This window comes from Gemmatimonas sp. (genome assembly GCF_027531815.1).
GTDB lineage: Bacteria > Gemmatimonadota > Gemmatimonadetes > Gemmatimonadales > Gemmatimonadaceae > Gemmatimonas.
Map to the genome: position 1 here is coordinate 303,386 of NZ_JAPZSK010000002.1, position 20,205 is coordinate 323,590.

The 20,205-nt window shown below is 67.0% G+C and carries 13 protein-coding genes; 9 read left to right on the plus strand and 4 right to left on the minus strand.

The genetic code is table 11. The features are described 5' to 3' along the window. The first annotated feature begins 39 nt into the window (after nt 1-39). The 3 genes from O9271_RS02485 (at nt 40) to O9271_RS02495 (ending at nt 5,573) form a co-directional block, all read left to right on the plus strand. Nucleotides 40-1,257 carry an NADP-dependent isocitrate dehydrogenase gene (locus O9271_RS02485; protein ID WP_298265881.1) on the plus strand — a complete coding sequence of 406 codons (1,218 nt, stop codon included), beginning with the start codon at nt 40-42 and terminating at the stop codon, nt 1,255-1,257. 139 nt (nt 1,258-1,396) lie between these two features. Continuing rightward, nucleotides 1,397-4,654 (plus strand): hypothetical protein, encoded by a 3,258-nt coding sequence (locus tag O9271_RS02490; protein WP_298265883.1) that lies wholly within the window; start codon nt 1,397-1,399, stop codon nt 4,652-4,654. Between the two features lie 19 nt (nt 4,655-4,673). Next, nucleotides 4,674-5,573: a DMT family transporter gene (locus tag O9271_RS02495; RefSeq protein ID WP_298265885.1), complete on the plus strand. Its 900-nt coding sequence runs from the start codon at nt 4,674-4,676 to the stop codon at nt 5,571-5,573. On the opposite strand, the gene O9271_RS02500 is transcribed toward O9271_RS02495, so the two are convergent. After that, nucleotides 5,545-5,925, minus strand: coding sequence for a surface-adhesin E family protein (locus O9271_RS02500; protein ID WP_343213863.1), 381 nt, complete (start codon nt 5,923-5,925; stop codon nt 5,545-5,547). The two genes, O9271_RS02495 and O9271_RS02500, sit on opposite strands and share 29 nt — an antisense overlap. Nucleotides 5,926-5,990: 65 nt before the next feature. Continuing rightward, on the minus strand, nt 5,991-7,154 hold the full coding sequence (locus tag O9271_RS02505) for a carboxypeptidase regulatory-like domain-containing protein (RefSeq protein WP_298265888.1): 1,164 nt from the start codon (nt 7,152-7,154) through the stop codon (nt 5,991-5,993). Nucleotides 7,155-7,218: 64 nt separating this feature from the next. Between O9271_RS02505 and O9271_RS02510 the strand changes: the two genes are divergently transcribed. From O9271_RS02510 to O9271_RS02525, 4 genes are all read left to right on the plus strand, one after another. Continuing rightward, entirely contained in the window at nt 7,219-9,045 is a 1,827-nt protein-coding gene (locus O9271_RS02510) for a hypothetical protein (RefSeq protein WP_298265890.1), read from the plus strand. Between the two features lie 89 nt (nt 9,046-9,134). Beyond that, nucleotides 9,135-12,491 (plus strand): S41 family peptidase, encoded by a 3,357-nt coding sequence (locus O9271_RS02515; protein WP_298265892.1) that lies wholly within the window; start codon nt 9,135-9,137, stop codon nt 12,489-12,491. Between the two features lie 3 nt (nt 12,492-12,494). Next, on the plus strand, nt 12,495-13,013 hold the full coding sequence (locus O9271_RS02520; protein ID WP_298265894.1) for a PepSY domain-containing protein: 519 nt from the start codon (nt 12,495-12,497) through the stop codon (nt 13,011-13,013). A 40-nt stretch (nt 13,014-13,053) separates the two neighbouring features. Further along, complete coding sequence (locus O9271_RS02525; RefSeq protein WP_298265897.1) at nt 13,054-14,025, plus strand: MBL fold metallo-hydrolase; 972 nt, start codon at nt 13,054-13,056, stop codon at nt 14,023-14,025. A gap of 81 nt (nt 14,026-14,106) precedes the next feature. Here the strand turns inward: O9271_RS02525 and O9271_RS02530 are convergent, their stop codons facing one another. Next, a complete protein-coding gene (locus O9271_RS02530) occupies nt 14,107-14,439 on the minus strand; it encodes a DUF2834 domain-containing protein (RefSeq protein ID WP_298265899.1) in 333 nt (110 codons plus the stop codon). Beyond that, nucleotides 14,439-15,899 carry an FAD-dependent oxidoreductase gene (locus tag O9271_RS02535; RefSeq protein ID WP_298265901.1) on the minus strand — a complete coding sequence of 487 codons (1,461 nt, stop codon included), beginning with the start codon at nt 15,897-15,899 and terminating at the stop codon, nt 14,439-14,441. The genes O9271_RS02530 and O9271_RS02535 overlap by 1 nt, the downstream gene beginning before the upstream one ends. Before the next feature lie 127 nt (nt 15,900-16,026). Between O9271_RS02535 and O9271_RS02540 the strand changes: the two genes are divergently transcribed. Both O9271_RS02540 and O9271_RS02545 read left to right on the plus strand, forming a co-directional pair. After that, entirely contained in the window at nt 16,027-16,485 is a 459-nt protein-coding gene (locus O9271_RS02540) for a cytochrome c (RefSeq protein ID WP_298265903.1), read from the plus strand. A 516-nt stretch (nt 16,486-17,001) separates the two neighbouring features. Beyond that, nucleotides 17,002-20,181, plus strand: coding sequence for a SusC/RagA family TonB-linked outer membrane protein (locus tag O9271_RS02545; RefSeq protein ID WP_298265905.1), 3,180 nt, complete (start codon nt 17,002-17,004; stop codon nt 20,179-20,181). Nucleotides 20,182-20,205: the final 24 nt, after the last annotated feature.

Genomic DNA, 20,205 nt, shown 5'->3' on the forward strand with positions numbered 1-20,205 from the left:
CAGGCCGCATACCACCCCCGAATCTCCGGCACTCCCCGCATGGCGAAGATCAAGGTTGTGAACCCCGTCGTCGAGATGGACGGCGACGAGATGACGCGCATCATCTGGCAGTTCATCAAGGACAAGCTGGTGCTGCCGTACCTCGATGTGCAGCTCGACTACTACGACCTCGGGATCGAGCATCGCGACGCCACCGGTGATCAGGTCACCATCGATTCCGCCGAAGCCACCAAGCGGCATGGTGTGGCGGTCAAGTGCGCCACCATCACGCCCGACGAGGCGCGCGTGAAGGAGTTCGGGCTCAAGAAGATGTGGAAGAGCCCCAACGGCACCATCCGCAACATCCTCGGTGGCGTGATCTTCCGCGAACCGATCATCATCTCCAACATCCCGCGCCTGGTGCCGGGGTGGACCAAGCCCATCGTGGTGGGGCGCCACGCGCACGGCGACCAGTACAAGGCGACCGACTTCAAGGTGCCGGGGCCGGGTACGGTCACCATGACCTACACGCCTGCCGACGGCAGTGAGCCGATGCAGTTCGAGGTCGCGAAGTTCGGCCAGGACGGCGGCGTGGCCATGGGGATGTACAACTTCAACGACTCCATCAGGGACTTCGCGCGGGCCAGTTTCCGCTACGGCCTCCAGCGCAACTTCCCGGTGTATCTCTCCACCAAGAACACCATCCTCAAGGCGTACGACGGCCAGTTCAAGGATCTGTTCGAGGAGGTGTTCGCGGCCGAGTTCAAGGCGGAGTTCGATGCCAAGGGGCTCACCTACGAGCACCGCCTCATCGACGACATGGTCGCCTCCGCGCTCAAGTGGGAGGGCGGGTACGTGTGGGCCTGCAAGAACTACGATGGCGACGTGCAGTCGGACATCGTGGCGCAGGGCTTCGGTTCGTTGGGGCTCATGACAAGCGTGCTGCTCACCCCCGATGGCAAGACGATGGAGGCCGAAGCGGCGCACGGCACGGTCACCCGTCACTTCCGCGAGCACCAGAAGGGAAACAAGACCTCCACCAATCCCATCGCGAGCATCTTCGCGTGGACGCGCGGCCTCGCCCATCGCGGCAAGCTCGATGGAACGCCCCAGGTGACGGCGTTCGCCGAGACGCTCGAACGGGTATGCATCGAGGCGGTGGAGGCGGGGGAAATGACCAAGGATCTCGCGATCCTCATCTCGAAGGACACGCCGTACCTCCACACGGAAGACTTCCTCGACGCCATCGACCGGCGGTTGCAGGCCAAGATGGGGTGAGCCTGCGGTGCGAGGCACGAAGGAGCGGAGGCACCAGGGGGCGGAGGCACGGAGAACACTCCCTGTGCCTCCGCGTCCCTTTTGACGGGAGAGGGAGCGGGCGGTAGCATGGGTGGTCCCCTCCACCTCGAGACCCGTCATGCACCGACCACTCGCCGCCCTGCTGGCACTGGCCGCCCTCCCCGTCGCCCTCCCCGTCGCCCTCGGCGCGCAGCGACCCGCGCCCCCCGCCCCGCAACCCGTCGTTACGCCGGCGTTGTACCAGGGGCTCACCTGGCGACACATCGGTCCCGAAGGCAATCGTTTCAGCTCGGCGGTTGGCATACCGGGCGATCCGCACACGTATTACGTGGGCGCGGCCTCGGGCGGCATTTACAAGACGACCGACGGTGGGGTGCATTGGAGCGAGATCTTCGATGACGTGCCGGTGCAGTCGATCGGCGCACTGGCCATTGCCCCCAGTGATCCGAACATCGTCTGGGCGGGCACCGGCGAAGCGCACATTCGCAGCCATATCTCGATTGGCCAGGGGATCTACAAGTCCACCGATGCCGGCAAGAGCTGGCAGCTCATGGGGCTCGAGAAGACGGGGCGCATTGCGCGCGTGGTGGTGCACCCCACGAACCCCGATGTAGTCCTGGCGTGCGCGCTGGGAACCGCCTACGGCCCGCAGCAGGAACGCGGCGTGTACCGCACCACCGATGGCGGATCCACGTGGACGCGGGTGCTCTTCACCACCCCCGACGCCGGCTGCAGTGACCTGGCCATGTCCCCCGCCAATCCGCGTACGCTCTACGCGGGCATGTGGCAGATCGAGATTCACACCTGGGGGCGTCGCAGCGGTGGGCCGGGGAGCGGCCTCTTCAAGAGCACCGACGGTGGCGTGACCTGGACGAAGCTCGTCGGGAACGGCCTGCCGACGAAGATCACCGGCAAGCACGCGCTGGCGATCGCGCGCAGCAACCCGTCACGCGTCTACGCCCTCATTGAGACGGGAGATGGGCTGCCCTTTGAGGGAGAGGCAACCGAAAGCGGGCAGCTCTGGCGCACCGACGACGACGGTGCCACCTGGCAACTCATGACCCGTGACCGCAATGCCATGGGGCGCGCGCACTACTACTCGCGCACCGCCGTGGCCACCGACAACGACAACGAGCTCTACTTTCTTACCGCGAGCTATGCGCGGTCGATCGACGGTGGACGCACGCTCACCACGCTGACCGGTGGCGAAGCGCCGGGCGGAGACCATCACGATATCTGGATCGATCCCACGAACGCCAACCGGCAGATTGTGGCGCACGATCAGGGACTGTCCATCACGATCAACCGCGGCCGGACGTGGTTCCGCCAGCGCCTCAGCAACGCCCAGATCTATCACGTTACCGTCGACAACAACGTGCCGTACAACGTGCTCGGCAACAAGCAGGATGAGCCGAGCTATCGCGGACCGAGCAACAGTCGGGTGCAGAGCGGGCGCAGCGCCGGCATCTCGCGTGGCATGTGGCACTCCGTGGGGGGCGGCGAGAGTGGCTGGGCCACACCCGATCCGGTCGATCCGAACATCATCTGGAGCACGGCCTCCGGCAGCGGCATGGTCGGTGGCATCGTGGTGCGTTTCGAGGAAAACCGTCGGCAGTTCCGCAACGTCGAGGTGTGGCCGCAGCAGTCGAATGGGCCGGCCGAGGGGGTGAAGTACCGCTTCGTGTGGGACGCCCCCCTGCTCATCTCGCCGCACGACCGCAACACGCTTTACACGGGCAGCCAGCATGTGCATCGCACGCAGGACGGCGGCAACAGCTGGCAGGTGATCAGCCCCGATCTCACGCGCAACGACCGGTCGCGCATGAAGAGCTCTGGCGGCCTCACCCCCGACAACATCGGCGTGGAGTACTCCGGCGTGGTGTACGGCATTGCGGAGTCCCCCAAGGCCAAGGGCACGATCTGGGTGGGCACGAACGACGGACTTGTGCAGCTCAGCCGCGACAATGGCGCGACCTGGACCAACGTGACGATGAACGTGCCGGGGATCCCCTTCTGGGGATCGGTGCGCTCCATCGCCGCCTCCAAGTGGGATGCCGCCACGGCGTACATCACCGTGGATGCGCATCAGGAGAACGATCGCGACCCGCACGTCTACCGCACCACCGACTACGGCAAGAGCTGGACGAAGATCGTCACCGGCATTCCGCGCAGCATGCTGAGCTACGCGAAGATCATCATCGAGGATCCGGTGCGGCAGGGCATGCTCTACCTCGGCACCGAGAACGCGATCTACCTGTCGTACGATCGCGGCGACACGTGGTTGCCGCTGCAGAACAACCTGCCGCACGCGCCGGTGTCGGGCATCATCGTGCAGGAGCACTTCAACGATCTGGTGATCTCCACGTACGGCCGCGGCTTCTGGATCCTCGACGATCTGTCGCCGTTGCAGCAGCTCGATCCGGCGGTGCTGGCCAAGGGAGCGCACCTGTTTGCCCCGCGCGCTGCCTATCGCTTCCGCCCCATCACGGCCCCCAGCACGACGTACGACGATCCCACCGCGGGCAATGATCCGGAGTACGGCGCCGCCATCAACTACTACCTCAAGGCACCGGCCAAGGCGGCGCCGATCGTGGAGATTCTCGACAACGGACGTGTGGTGCGCACGCTGCGTGGCAGCAACCGGGTTGGGCTCAATCGCCTGCATTGGGATCTGCGTGACGAACCGGGCCTCGAGGTGCGCCTGCTCACGAGTCCGCTGTTCGCGGAGCACATCGTGACGGGACCGCAGGGGCGCGTGGCGCCGGGCACGAATCGTCTGCAAATCCTCATGCCACCGGGGACCTACACCGTGCGCCTGCGCGTGGACGGTGTGACGCAGGAACATCCGCTGGTTGTGCGCAAGGACCCGAACAGCGCCGGCACCGAGGCGGAGATCACCGCCCAGGTGCGCGTGCTCATGGCACTCAAGGCGGAGCTCGACAAGGCGGCCACCGCGGTGGCGCGCGTGGAGAACGTGCGGCTCCAGGTGCAGCAGCTCCTCGGGCAACTGCAGCGGGGGGGCGGTGACGCCGATGCCGCCACCCGCCTGCGCGCGCTCGATCAGCAGCTCATCGATGCTGAAATGGCGCTGGTGGACCTCCGACTCACGGGCACCGGACAGGACGGGGTGCGATTCGGTTCCAAGCTCATCGGCAAGATGGGCTATCTCAGCAATGGGGTGGCCGTGGCGGACTTTGCCCCCACGACGCAGCATGTCGAGGTGCAGGGTATTCTCGCCAACGAGCTCGGCGCGGCGCTGCGCACGATCGACGGCATTCTGGCCAGCGAACTGCCGCCGGTGAACACCATGCTCGACGCGAAGGGATTGCCGAAGATCGTCGACCGGGGCGCGTCGGCAACCCGCATCGTGCCGTGACGCGAACCCCTGCACGCAGGTGACCTCCACCGATCGACATGCGGTCGGTGGAGCAAGGCTGGGTGTCTGGCTGGTGGTTGCGGCGGCCTTTCAATGGGCGCTGTTGGGACCCGTTGCGCGTGTGGCGTTCGCCGAGGGGATCGCGCCGCTCACGGTGGCCTTCTGGCGCGCGACGGTGGCCGCCCTGCTCTTTGCCACGCACGCCTCGGTGACCCGCGCCCACGCCCTGCGGCGGCAGGACCGCTTGCCGGCCATGCTGTTGGGGGTCGTGGCAGTCGCCGGGCTGTACGTGTCGTACTTCGAGAGCGTCCAGCGCGGTGGTGCGGCGCTCGCGGCCATTCTGCTGTACTCGGCGCCGGTGTGGGTGGCGCTGGGCGCGCACTTCGTCATGCGCGAGCGCGTGCCTGCGCGCGAGGCGGGCGCGCTGCTGCTGACGTTCGGTGGGGTGGTGCTGGTGGCGCTCTTCCCGGCCTCGGGAGCAGCGGACATTGCGGCCACGCCGGCGGCCGTGAGTTGGGGGCTCGCCTCTGGCCTGGCCTACGCGTTGTACTTCCTGCTGGGGCGGTCGCTGTTCGCGCACAACGCCCCGGCGCGTGTGATGGCGTGGGCGCTGGCAACCGGCGCCGTGGTGCTCGCCCCGTTCGTGCAGTGGGGCACGCTCACGTGGCGTGCCTGGGCGGCCATCGCCTTTCTGGCCACGGTGGCCACGTACGGCGCGTATCTGTCAAACGCCAATGGCCTCAAGCGCATTGGTGCGTCGCGGGCGTCCACCATTGCCACCTTGGAGCCCATTCTCGCCGTGGGGGCGGCGTTCCTGCTGTGGGGGGAGCGGCTCTCGATCCTGGGGGTGGTGGGCGCCAGTGCCGTTGTTGGCGGTGTCGTGCTGGCGGCTACGGCTTCGCGGCGCACAACCACGTAAGCGCCACATCGGCCACCGATCCCTTCGAGACCGGTCCGAACCCCGGGATCTTCACTTCGCGGTGCATCCCTTCCTTCGTGCCCGCCTCATCGAGGTAGTACCAGCTTTCCTTCGTGGCCACCACGCGCTTGGCGCAATCGTACATGCCAATCGTCCGGGAGCTCTTGAGTTCTCCCTTGGGATGCTTGAGCGGAGGCACGAGGGCCACGCGCACGGCCGCCGTCACCACCGTACCGGCGCGAGACACCGTGCCCGGTTCCACCAGCACCGCCGTTGGCGTGCCGATGCTGGTGCGGCCGATTTCCTTCGTGCCCTTGCGCCCCTGCGCCAGCAGGAGCGCCGGGGCGCACATCAGGAACACGAGTCGAACCGAGGCAGCACGCAACGCGGACGGGGATAACGCGTGGATCATGGTCATCACTTGCGGCGGCGGGCAGTGGAATCGGGGACGAACTCGAACGGCAGCTGCATGACCTGCTGTACGATACGCCCCTTGCGGACCGCCGGTGCAAACCGCTGCTCGCGCACGGCGCGGCGTACCGGCTCCACGAACAGGCGATTGGTCGTGGTGACCGCACTGAAGGTGTCCATGTTGGCTTCGCCGGTCATGCTCACCACGAACTCCGCCAGAACCCGCCCGGGTGCCTGCGCATCGAAGAGCGAGTCGGGGTAGATGGGGCGAATCAGGTTCACGGAATCGGGGCGCGCGGCGGCGTCCACGTCGTTGGCGACGTAGGCTTCCCCCGCTTCGATCATCTGGGCAATGCGCATGGCGGGGGTGGGCTCGTCCTTCTTGCGCTTGCGCTCACGCGGCTCGCCGCGCTTCGACCAGAGTACAATGGTCCCGCAGGCGCTGCTCATGCGCTGGTTTCCCTGAAACTCCACCGGAACCGACGCCGCGCCACTGTAGATCTCGATCCCCTCGAACGTTCGCGGGTCGAAGGCGTCGAGGTCCACTTCGCCGGCATAGAGCGGCTGGGCGTCGAGCCAGACGAGCGGCGCGCAGCGGCTGCCGCGAATGCGCACGGCGTTCTGCAGGCCGCGCGATTCGATGCGCATGCCGGGCACCATGCGGAAGACGTCCGTCATGCGCGCCGCATTGCGGCTCGCGAGGTCGGACGCCGTGAAGAACCGCCCGCTCCCGTAGCCCATGCGCCGGTAGAAGCCGGCCATGGGACCGTTGACCTCGCGTCGGCCCACCACCTGGACGGTGCTCAGCTCCACGGCAATGCGCTCCAGCCGCACGGTCGCGCGCGCGGGCTCGCCTGCCGTGATCTCCACGGCAACCGAGTCCGGACGGTAGCCAATGCGTCGGGCCACCAGCCACGCCGACCCAAGCGGCACCCCCGCCGCCGTGAACGTGCCGTTGTCGTCCGACTCCACCGACGTGGTCGTCCCGCGTCCCTGAATGCGAAGGCGTACCTGCGCGCCGCCAATGGGGAGCCCCAACGTGGTGTTGACGGTGCCACGAACCGTTCCCGTTGCCCCGCCAGCGGACTGCGCACGCGCCACCGTCGCGCCCACGCCGGTGAGGGCGATCATCGACCAGGCAGGGACGAGCCGATACATCAAACGGGGCATGCGCATAGAGGGCGCGCTCAAGGGCGCGGACTTGTGTGGGCGCGCGGGCGGGCTACGATGAATCATGATTCGTGCCTCCTGTGTGGGCAAGCGCCACTGGCTCACGCTCTGTTCCCTCGTGGCGTTGCTCTCAGGGTGTACCCCGCTGCGCCGCGCCGTTCCCCCTGAGGAGCTCCCGAGGCGGGTCGTGCTGGCGCTGGACGGCCTCGACTACCGTGATGTGCTCGACGCCCGGCGGCGCGGACGCTTTGCCGCCTTCCATGAGCCCGCGCGACTGTTTTCGACCTTCCCGTCGATCAGCGACATTGCCTGGCATGCCATCTTCGGCGTGAAACCTCCGCCGGGGTACCAGCGGGTGTACTACAGCACGCGGCACCGCCGGGTGCTGGGTGATGCGCTCTCGGCCATTCGCCCCATCGAGTACGAGGAGCGCATGGACCAGGCCTTCGATACCAAGTTCCACCATCTGGGGGCCTATCTCATCTCCTGGCCGGTGGCCAGGAAGGAAGTGGACACCGACGTTGAGCATGTGCTCCGCTCGCGCGGTCGCGAAACCGTGTATCTCTACAATGTCGGTCCCGACGCACTGCAGCACACGCGCGGCGACATTGCGCCCTACCTCGATCACCTCAGTGATCGACTCGACGCCTTGCAGCAGCGATATCGACAGCGCACGGGACGTTCGCTGGACATCGTCGTACTCTCCGATCACGGCCACAATCGCGCCCGCGAGGCGGCCTTCGTGCCGATTGCCGAGGCGCTGGCGGCGCACGGATTCGAAACGGCGCGCGTGCTCGATGCCCCAAACCGGGTGGCCTTCAGTGTCGACGGCGTCACCACCGGGTTCGGGGTGTTCTGTCATCCCGACTCCGTGGCGCGTGTGGCTGCCTTGCTCACCACCGTGCCGGGTGTGGAAATCGTCACGGCGCACGTCGCGCGCGATCGCTACACGGTATCGGCACGGCGCGCCGACGGCTCCGTGGACGACGCGGTCATCGAAGAGACGGCCCCCGCGGGTGGGCGGGAGGCCCGTTATCGCTACTTGCAGCAGCGCGGCGATCCGCTGGAGCTGGCCGGTACCGTGAGACACCTGCAGGCGGCCGGGTTGCTCGATGCGAACGGGTTTGCCCCCGAATCGGTGTGGGTGCGCGAGACCGCATCACACAGATATCCCGCGGCCGTTGTGCGCATCGTGCATGGACATGTCCGCGCCACGCAGAACCCCGCGCCTGTGCTCGTGTCCGTGGCCGACGACCATCGCGTGGGTTTGGGGATGGTCTCGGTGGCCAATCGCATGCGACCCCTGGGCGGCACGCACGGCGCGCTCGGCGCCACCAACGCCGTGGGGATGGTGCTCAGCAATGGCGTCGTGCCGCACGACGACGTTGCCTGGCGGGTACGCGAACAGTTCGGCGGCTTTGGGGATCTCAAGTCCCGCCCGTCGCACGACGGCACGTTGCAGGTGGTGGCAGGGCAGGAGCTGCGCCGCGACCGCTTCGTGCAACGTGCGTGGCCGCAGTGGAACGCGATGCCCGACACCGGTGCCGTGGTGATGCTGACACTCCCCAGGCGCGTGCTCGACGACGACCCGCGTGGCCGTTTCCTGCGCTTCGAGGTGCGCGTGCGCGATCAGTCGTCGGTGGACGGACGGACGGTGCGCACGGTCGCGGTACCGCTGACGCAGGCGTGGCGCAGCACTGAAGAACGGCAGGTGGCCTTGCCGGCGGGAATGGTCGGCCTCACGGCCCTCGATGCCGACAGCGATCTCACGCTGCGGGTGGTGCTCGAAGTGCGGCGCCCCGACAAGGATGGCTGGGTGATTGCCCGTGAGCAGACCGTGCTCACCATGGCGTTGCGGGTCGCCCCCGACGGGATTCCCTGGAGCTACTGACCGGGCTGCAACAGCCCTTCTGTCGGTGCCGAGCGCGGCGTAACGTTGATCGGCGGGCAATGGTGTCCGTCCTCACTTGCCAACCGAGCATGTCCCTCCTGCATCGTTCGCGTTCGCGCGGCGCGGCGTTCGGCCTCGCGGCTGCTGTGCTGTTGACCGGCTTTCGTGCCCACGCCCAGTCGCCCACTCGGCTGCTGCGCACCCCCAGTGTGAGCAGCCGCCATATCGCCTTCGCCTACGCCAACAACGTGTGGATCGTGGAGCGCGCGGGCGGTAGCGCGCGCCGGCTCACGAGCTTTCAGGGGCAGACGCAGAATCCCAAGCTGTCGCCCGACGGACGGCTGGTGGCGTTCAGCGCGGAGTATGCCGGCAATACCGACGTATATGTCGTGCCGGTGGAGGGCGGCCAGCCGACACGCCTGACCTGGCACCCCGGCGCCGACGTGGTGCAGGGGTGGACCCCCGACGGCAAGCAGGTGATGTTCGCCTCACCCCGCGCCACGTGGGCGCCCAACGCGGCTCCGCGCTTCTTCACGGTGCCCGTGACCGGCGGCGTGGAAACCGCCCTGCCGCTGCCGCGCGCATATCAGGGGAAGCTGTCCCCCGATGGTGGGCGCATTGCGTATCGCATGCCCACGTCATGGGATGAAGAACGACGCAACTACCGCGGCGGACAGAACAAGCCCATCTGGATCGTCGATCTCAAGTCCATGGCGCTCGACAGCACGCCATTCGCCGGCACGAAGGAGATGGATCCGGTGTGGGTGGGTGACGCGGTGTACTTCCTGTCGGATCGTGATGGCGTCTCGAACGTGTGGGCATTCGACACCCGCAGCCGCCGCCTGTCGCAGGTCACGCGGTTCACCGATTTCGATGTGAAGTCCTTGGACGCCGCGGGCACGACCGTGGTGTTCGAACAGGCCGGGTACATCCATGAACTCGAGACGCGTACCGGCGCGAGCACGGTGGTGCGCATTACTGCCGCGGGGGATTTCCCGTGGATGATGCCTGCCTGGAAGGAGGTAGGTGGGCGGGTCACCAACCTTGCGCTGTCGGCGACCGGCAAGCGTGCCGCCATTGAGGCACGCGGTGAGGTGTTCACGGTGCCCGCGGAGAAGGGAGACGTGCGCAACCTTACCGCCACCAGTGGCGCCGCCGAGATTGCGCCGCTCTGGTCTCCCGACGGTCGATCGGTGGCCTACTTCAGCGATGCCAGCGGCGAGTACCAGCTGGTGATCGCCCCGCAGGATGGCCTCGGGGCGCGGCGCACCATCGCGTTGCCCGAACCGAGCCGCCCCTATTCGCCAAGCTGGTCGCCCAACGGTCGGCACATCGCCTTTCAGGATACGCACTTCCGCATCTGGCTGGTGGATGTGGCGAGCGGGCAGGCGAAGGTGGCCGACCACGATCCGTATTTCATGGCCGATCGCAGCATCGTGCCGGTCTGGAGCCCCGACTCGCGCTACCTCGCGTACCCGAAGCGGCTCAAGTCCCTCATGCGTGCGCTGTTCGTGTACGACGTACAGGCCGGCACCGCCCGGCAGATCACCGATGGCATGGCGGACGCGACGAGTCCGGCGTGGGACGCGAGCGGCAAGTACCTGTGGTTCTTTGCCAGCACCACCTTCGCGCTCAACTCGTCGCTGCTCGACATGACGAAGTACGAGCGTCCGGAAACCAAGGCGCTCTACCTGGCGGTGCTCGCGAAGGGAGAGCCGTCGCCCCTGCTCCCCGAAAGCGACGAGGAAGCGCCGCGCGCCCTCGCACCACGTGACTCGGGGGTGACAACCACACCGGCCAGCGCGCGTCCGCGGGCGGACAGCGCGCGCGGTGATGCCATGAGCACGGCCGTGCGACCGGTGCGGATCGACTTCGACGGACTGCAGCAGCGCATCGTGGTGGTGTCGGGGCTGGCCGAACGCGACTACGGTACGCTCGTGGCAGGGCCGGCTGGTACGGTCTTCTTCCTCGAGCCCATTCCCGCCACGGGCACGTCAGCGGGAAGCGCCGCCGGCACCGGCAACACGCTGCATCGCTTTCAACTGTCCGCGCGTCGTGCCCAGCTCTTCGCCAGCGGTGTGGCGCAGTACACGGTGAGTGCCGATGGCCGCCGGCTGCTGTATCGCACGGCCGGGCAGAACGGTGGGCTGTACCTGGTCGATGCCGACAAGACGGTGCCCGCGCCCGGCAGCGGTCGCCTGGCGGTCACGCTGCGCGCCTACATCGATCCGCGTGAGGAGTTTCGGCAGATCTTCAACGAAGGGTGGCGCAATCAGCGCAACAACTTCTACGTGAAGAACCTGCATGGCACCGACTGGGCGGCGGTGAAGACGATGTACGAGCCGCTGCTGGCGCACGTGAATCACCGGGCCGATCTGAACTACCTCATCGACAACATGGGGGCCGAAACGGCGATCGGGCACTCGTACGTGCGCGGCGGCGACCTGCCCGACGTGCCCAACGCCAGCGGCGGATTGCTCGGTGCCGACTTTACCATCGAGGGGGATCGGTATCGTATTGCCCGCGTTTATGATGCGGAGAGCTGGAACCCGGAGTTGCGGGCGCCGCTGGTCACGCCAGGGGTGAACGTGTCGCGCGGCGACTATCTGCTCGCCATCAACGGCGTGGAGCTGCGCGCGCCCGACAACGTGTACCGGCTGCTCGATGGCACGGCCAACCGTCAGACCGTACTGACGGTGAACAGCCGCCCCGATTTGCAGGGAGCACGGCTCGTTACGGTGGTCCCCGTCGCCAACGAGCAGGGGCTGCGGACCCGCGCCTGGGTGGAGTCGAATCGTCGGTACGTGGACAGCGTGTCGAAGGGGACGCTGGCCTACGTGTATCTCCCCAACACGGGCGTGCCGGGGTATACCAGCTTCAACCGCTACTACTTTGCCCAGCAGGACCGGCTGGGGGTCGTGGTCGACGAGCGCTTCAACGGGGGCGGATCGGCGGCCGACTACATCGTGGACCTGCTTGGCCGTGACTTCGACGGGTACTTCAACAATCCGGTCGGCGACCGCTTCCCGTACACCAGCCCGGCCAATGGCATCTGGGGGCCCAAGGTCATGATCATCAACGAAATGGCCGGTTCGGGTGGGGATCTCATGCCCTACATGTTCAAGCGGCGCAAGCTGGGACCGCTGGTGGGGGCACGTACCTGGGGTGGCCTGGTGGCCACTACCGACACGCCGCCGTTCGTCGACGGCGGATCGATGATTGCGCCGCGCTTCGGCTTCTTCTCCCGCGAGAACGCCTTCGCGGTGGAGAATGAAGGCGTGGCCCCGGACATCGACGTGGAGAATTTTCCGCGCGAGGTGAACGCGGGGCGTGATCCGCAACTCGAGCGCGCCACGCAGGAGGCGCTGCGTCTGCTGTCCACCTGGAAGAATCCGCGAGCCACCACGGAGCCCACGCCTCCCGTGTGGGGGAAGCGAGGTCGCTGAGCCATGCCCAATCCTCGTATTCTCAATCGCAAGCTCCACCGCTGGGGGGCCATCGCCACGGCGCTGCCGTTCCTGCTGGTCATCGTCACGGGCCTGCTGCTGCAGCTCAAGAAGCAGCTGCCATGGGTGCAGCCGCCCGAGCAGCGCACGGCGAACACGGTCCCGAGCCTCAGCATGGAGCAGATCCTGCGCGCGGCGAAATCGGTGCCCGAGGCGGCCGTCACCGATTGGCGCGATATCGATCGGCTCGATGTGCGCCCCGCCAAGGGCATCGTGAAGGTGACCGCGAACAACCGATGGGAAGTACAGGTGGATCTGGGCACGGGTGCCGTGCTGCAGGCCGCGTACCGGCGCTCCGATCTCATCGAGCAGCTGCACGATGGTTCGTGGTTTGCCGATGCCGCGAAGCTCTGGCTGTTTCTCCCGTCGGGGGTGGTGGTGCTTGGGTTGTGGATCACCGGGCTCTATCTGTTCGTGCTCCCCTTCCTCGCGCGCGCGCAGAAGCGCCAGCGCGAGTCCTGAGTCAGGGGCCATCATGCCGGTGCGGCATCCTTCGGCAGTCGTGACCTCTCCCCGCGACGTGCTGCGCTGGAGCGTGGCCCGCGCCCGGGCACGATTGCCACATCCCCCGCGCGCGCCCATCGAAGGGGTTGCTCCGGATCTGTCGTACCTGCACGCCAATCGCCACGAGCCCGCCTACACGTGGATTGGCCATTCGTCGGCGCTGCTGCAGATCGGCGGCGCCAACCTGCTGCTCGACCCGATGTTCAGTCGGACGGCGTCGCCGTTCCGCTATTTCGGGCCACGTCGGCATCAACCGCCCGGACTCACGGTGGCGCAGCTTCCGCACATCGATGCGGTGCTGCTCACGCACAATCATTACGACCACCTCGATCGGTGGTCGGTGCGCGCGGTGGCCCAGCAGGCTGGCGGGGCACCGGCGTATTTCGTGCCGCGCGGGCTCGAACGCTGGTTCGCGCGGAATCTGCCGCGGCGCCGGGGCGTGCTGCCGCACATCGAGGGGTTGGCGTGGCACGAAGGCGCGCAGCTGCCGGCAGGGAATGGGCCGCTCGGCTTGCACTTCCTGCCGGTGCAGCACTGGTCGAGTCGCACGGGCTTCGATCGCAACGCGTCGCTCTGGGGCAGCTGGGCGGTGCTGCACGACGGTTTCCGGTTCTGGTACTCCGGGGATCTCGGGTACTCGAACGAGCCGCGCGAGATCGGCGAGCGCTACGGCCCCTTCGATGCCGCGGCGATTGCCATTGGGGCGTACGAGCCACGCTGGTTCATGCGCGCCCAGCATGTAAATCCCGAAGAAGCGGTGCAGGTGATGCTGGACGTGCGGGCCGCACACGCGATTGGCGTGCACTGGGGCACGTTCTCGCTGACCGACGAACCGCTCGATCAGCCGCCGGTCGACCTGGCGTTGGCGCTGGAGGCCCGAGGCATTGCACCAGAGCGGTTCATGGTGCTGCGGCACGGGGAAACCAAGCGGCTACACGCCGAGGGGAATCGCATCCACCCACCACCCTGAACACACGACCCTCGACGCTGAACGGGTGTGCTGTCAGTCGGATACGCGAACGCCACGTGGGCGACTGCCGGTGATTCCCGTTCAGGGTCGGGGGTCGTGAGTTGAGGGTCTGGGGTGTGGGTACATTCCCAGGTACACCAGCAGCGGCGGACACCCCGTGAGCAAAGTGGCGACCCACCAGATCATGCTCCGCCCGCTTCGCCTGAGCTCACGCCAGAACCACGTGAGCACGATCGCCGTGAAGATGCCCATGTCGTTCCAGGCCATGAACACCATGGGATCCTGGCGCAGCGTCATCCATGCGTGGGCAAGGCCCACCGAGACGGAGCCGTGCTGCTGCATCCACGTGTAGAACGCCCACTGTTCATAGGCGAAGAAGAGCACCGCCGCGGTATAGAGCAGGGGACGCCGCATCAGCCGGGGGGACGCTCGTACTGTTCGGTGGGCAGGGCGAAGGCCTTCCTGAGCTTCGCATCGCCTTCGATCCCCACGACCCGTTGCGCGATGTAGTCGCCCACTACGGGACCGAACTTGAAGCCTTCCGCCTGCCCAAGGCCGGCGATCCACGCGTTGGTGGCGCCCGGCACGAAGTCGACGATGAAATTCTGGTTGATGCTCGACTCGTAGTGGCAGGCGCGCGTTTCCAGCAGCGGCGCGTTGGCGAGCAACGGGAACCGCGCCGCGAGAAACCGACGGGCGCCATCCACCCGATCCTGATTGGTCCAGCGCGGACTCAGGTCGGGATCCTGCAGCGCGGGGTCGGCCGGTGCCGGGGGCGGGGCAGGTGGCGGCGTGGTGCCGGCTGGCGGCGGCGGCGGGGCAATGGCGCCGCGCACGCGAAAGCCGCGGCTGTCCACCGGCAGCATCGGCCACCCGGTCACCCCGGGGAAGTTGAAGCTGGGCAGGTTGGGAAACTGGAAGCGCGTGTCGCCGACCGGCACGCCGAAATAGAGCGCGTGGCCAATGGGAATGCGCGCACGGTTCTCCATGTAGGGGAACAGCTTGCGCAGCCACGGCCCGCAGGCGAACACGTAGGCGTCGCCCCGAATGACGGTGCCGTTGTCGAGGATGACCCCGTCCATGCGGCCGTCCACAATGGGGCCCGGCCGCACGCGACCGATGACCAGCTCGGCACCCATCTTTTGCGCCACCGCCGCCACGGCCTGCGTCGCCGCACGGCAGCGCACGACACCGGCATCGGGTTCGGTGATGGCGACGGTGATGTCGTCGGCCTTGATGACCGGCCAGCGCTTGCGCGCTTCGTCACCACTGAGGACTTCGTGCTGGACGTTGTTCGCCTTCCAGAGGTCCACCGTCCTGGTGATGAACGGTTCGCGGGTGGCGCGCATGATCACGTCGCCCGTCTCGTGAAAGAAGGACGTGCGGAAGACCGGCGCCCATTCCTTTTCGAACAGCTTCCAGCGGGCAATGGCCGTGCGAGCCCACGGCGTCCACAGTTCGCCGCTGGCGCGATCGCCGTAGGACGAGCGGATCCCGCGCGTTTCGTCACCGCTGGTGGAGCGCGAGTTGCCGGGGCCGTACTGATCGATGAGGGTGACGCGCGCACCGCGAGCGCGGAGGTGGTACGCGGTCCACCCGCCCCAGGCTCCGGCGCCGATGACCACGATGTGCTGGCTGTTGCCGCCGCGAGCCTTCCCCGGCTGGATGCCAGGGGCCGGTGCCGCCGAGAAGGCCGCCGGTGGCGCGCACCCGGCGGCAAGGAAGGCGCCGGCGCCCACTCCGGCGAGACGGAGAAAATCGCGACGGGGGAGCGCGCCGTCCGCCGTGGCGGTGTCGATCAACGGGTCGGTGGCGTCGGCATCCGGCTGGGGCGCGGCGCGTTCGGGAACATCCGGGGTAGCAAAAGCGTCCATCGGCCGAAAATGTCGGTCGCACCGGTCCCTCGCAATGCAGACCGCCCGATTGCCTCGGCGGCGCTGCATCGCGAGGCCTCGTGGCGCGACTTGCCAGCGAAACGCTCCTCTTGCACGTTCATCCGCCATGCCCCGTCTCTTCCGAAATCCCAGCCTGTTCCTGCTTGCCGTCGTGGCGGTAAGCGTCGCCGCGGCCGCCCGCAGCACCGCGCAGTCCCCCCTCGCCCCCGGGCGGGCCGTGCTCAACGATCAGGACACGGTACCGGTGTACAGCGACTCCCAGGCAACCGCCGGTCAGGCGGTCTGGGGCAAGGCGTGCGCGGAGTGCCACGAAACGAAAGATGTGACCGGAGCGGACTTCCGGACGAAGTGGGCGGGGCAGCCGGTGTTCACTCTCTTCGAGCAGATTCGCACCACGATGCCCGACGGCAATCCGGGGTCGCTGCCGAAGGAGGAGTATGCGGCGGCGCTGGCGTACATCCTCAAGTTGAATGGGCTGACCGCCGGAGCCACGCCGCTCGCGACCGATTCCGTGGCGCTCGCGGGGGTGAAGTTGGTGCTCCCCGCTGCGCCTCCGGGGCTCTAGCCCCGCGCCACCCGGGCGGTTACCGGCAATCGGACAACGCGACCTCGAACGCCGGTTCGAGGTCGCGTTTTTCGTTGTTACGGTGGCACCATCCGCATCCGTTCCGGGATTCGAAAGAAATCGATAGGACAATGCCCCCCAAGTATTGACAGCCCGTTGTGTGAGTCGTACCCTCCGGCCACCGATACACCGGCGTCACAGGGCAGACGGAAAATGTTCCGCGTTTGGTCCCAGTTGGTGACGCGAAGCCTGCGTTCTGTTGTTCTCGGCGTGTCGGTCCTGCCTGTACCTCCCGCCTTTCCGCGAGCGCGATCATCCGCGCACGCGCTGCAGTGCCCCAACGAGCCTTCACGGAGCGGACTGTTGGTGTGTCCGCTGCCGAGCAAACCAGTGGCCCTGTCATTCCCGGTCGACTCGTCGCGCCTCCACACGTGCCGAGCCGCCGGCTGACGTGTGGCCATAACCGGTCACAACATCGGGTGGCCGGCGGGTGATCCTGATACGGGGAGTCACGAGATGCGATTGTTCGTTCCTGCTGCGTTCGCGCGTGGCGAGCGAGGTGGTGCACAGCCCAGCTGTGCTGCCAGCTGCTCGCCACCACACACCACCACGGCCCGTGCGCCGCTGATGCGTCGTCTGGTCACATCCGTTCTTTCGGCTGTCGCGGCCATCGGCTTGGCGTTGCCATCCGCCCTGACGGCTCAGGGGGCAGGGGGGACCGTCGTGGGGCGCGTGACCGACGCCAGCACCGGACTCCCCATTCAGCAGGCGCGCGTCCTGGTGCAGGGGACGCAGGTCGGCGCGCTGACCGCCGAAAACGGGCGGTACTCGCTTCGGGTGCCCACCTCCGGCGCCGTGGTGCTGGAAGTGAGCCGCATCGGCTATGAAGCCAAGCGGGTCACCGTCACCATCGGTGGCAACGCGCCCATCACGCAGGATGTCGCGCTTACGCAGGCGGCATTCTCACTGTCCGCCGTCGTTACTACGGTAACGGGGCAGCAGCGCAAGGTCGAACTGGCCAACGCCACCACGCAGATCGCTGTCGCCGAAAAGGTGGCCGAGCTCCCGGTGTCGAACATGGGCCAGCTGCTCTCCGGCCGCGCGGCCGGCGTGCAGGTCACGTCGGGCGGTGCCACCGGTTCCGGCTCGCGTATCCGTATTCGCGGCCAGGCCTCGCTGTCGCTCTCCAATGATCCGGTCGTGATCATCGACGGCGTGCGCATGACCTCCAACACCGGCAGCTCCTCCATTGGCGTGGGCGGGTCCACACCGTCGCGTCTCGATGACCTCAATCCCGAGGAAATCGAAAACATCGAAGTCGTCAAGGGGCCGTCGGCGGCCACGCTGTACGGCACCGAAGCCGCCAACGGCGTGATCAACATCACGACCAAGCGCGGCAAGGCGGGCAAGACGCGCTGGAACGTGTACACGGAAAACGGCCGGATCACCGATCCGAACACGTACCCGCTCATGTACTATGGCTGGGGCACCCAGCTCAGCGGCGCCGCGGCCGGCACGCGCGTGCGCTGCCCGGCCATTTCCATTGCCGCATCGCTCTGCCGTGCCGACAGCCTCCGCGTGGGTAACGCGTTCCTCATCGACAGCCTGAGTCCGGTCGATCAGGGCTCGCGCCAGCAGTATGGCATGCAGGTGTCGGGTGGTACCGATCGCGTGCAGTACTTCGTGTCCGGCGAGACCGAAGTGGAAACGGGCATCTACCGCATGCCGGAGATCGAAATCAACCGCCTCAAGACCGAGCGCGGCGTTTCGAGCATTCCGTCGTCGCAGATTCGCCCCAACGCGCTCGACCGCAATAGCCTGCGCGCCAACATCACGGCGCAGCTCTCGCCCAAGGCCACGCTGCAGGTCTCGTCCGGCTTCATCAACAGCCGTCAGCGCCTCCCGCAGAACGAGGACAACGGCAACGGGCTCATGGTGGGCATGCTGGGCGGCGAGTGGCGTGAAGACCTGCGAGACGGTCGCGGTGTGCCGCTCCTTGGCTGGCGCGCGTTCCCCATGGGCGACATCCTGTCGCGTACCACCAGCCAGTCGATCAACCGCTTCATCAACAGCGTGCAGCTGCAGTACAACCCCATCAGCTGGCTCACCACCCGTGCCATCGTCGGCTCCGACTTCACGGCGCGCAGCGACCAGGGCATCAACCTGTTCGACCAGGGCCCGCTGGGCGTGAACCGCGTGGGGCAGATCAACGCCAACCGGGCCGAAATCAATCAGCAGACGGTGGACCTTGGTGGGACGGCCAACAAGCAGGTGTTCTCCTGGCTGAACTCCAAGACCTCCGTGGGCATGCAGTACATCCGTAACTCCTTCGCCCAGTCCGAAGGCACGGGGCAGGCGTTGGTACCGGGCGCCACCACCATCACGGCGGCCGCCATACGCAACGCGTCGGAGGCGTTCGATGAGCGTCGCACGCTTGGCTACTATGTGGAGCAGGTGTTCAACGTCAACGAAAAGCTCTTCCTCACAGCTGGCTTGCGCCGCGACGCGGCCAGTGCCTTCGGTAAGGACTTCCGCGCCGTCAATTATCCCAAGATCGGGGCGTCGTGGGTGATCTCGGATCAGGGCTTCTTCCCGGCGTACAGCTGGCTCAATACCCTGCGCCTGCGTGCCACCTACGGCGCCTCCGGCCAGATCCCGGGGACCACGGACGCCCTCCGCTTCTTCTCGCCCTTTCCCACCACCATCTCCGGCAGCACGGACCAGCCGGGCGTCTCGCTCGGCGCGCTGGGGAATGCCACCCTCCGCCCCGAGTTCACGGCGGAAACTGAGGCCGGCTTCGACCTCACGATGTTCGACGGCAAGTCGAACTTCGAGTTCACGTACTACGACAAGAACACGACCGATGCTCTCATCGAACGTCGTGTGGCGCCCTCCATTGCCGGCGTGACGGCGCGCTTCGAGAACATCGGCAATGTGCGCAACACGGGGGTGGAGCTTGTGTACAACCAGAAGGTGATCTCGAACGACAATATTGGATTGGATTTCGTGCTCACCGGCTCCACCCTCCGGAACGAGCTCATCACGCTGGGTGAGGGTGTGAGCCCCATTCCCACCGGCAACCGCAACACGCAGTTGAACACGCCGGGTTTCCCGGTGTTTGGTCTCTGGGGGCGCCCCTACACCTACAACGATGCAAACGGCGACGGCATTCTGGTGGCCAGCGAGATGACGTACGGCGCCAACTCGTTCATCGGACCGACCCTCCCCACCCGCGAACTCGCCTTCACGCCCACGCTCGAACTGTTCGGCCGCAAGCTGCGCATCTCGGGGCAGATGGACAGCAGGTGGGGCATGAAGAAGCTCAACAACACCAAGCGCCATCAGTGCCAGGCCGGATTCTCATGCCAGGGGCTGTATGCCGGCGCCCCGTTGGAAGAGCAGGCCAAGGCGGTCGCGGCGGCGGCGTCGGTGTTCACCGGCTTCTACGAAGACGGGTCGTTCACCCGCTTCCGCGAACTGTCGCTGTCGTACCAGATGCCGAACGCCTGGGCCAAGGCCCTCAAGGCCGAGCGCTGGAACCTGGTGCTTACCGGCCGCAACCTGGGCGTCTGGACGCCCTTCACCGGCGTCGACCCCGAAACCACCGTCGGCAACGGCGACCAGCGCGGCAACGAGGAGTTCTTCTCCACGCCACCGATGCGCTACTGGACGTTCCGCATGAACTTCAACTTCTGATCGAGGCGAGCACGCTTTTATGCG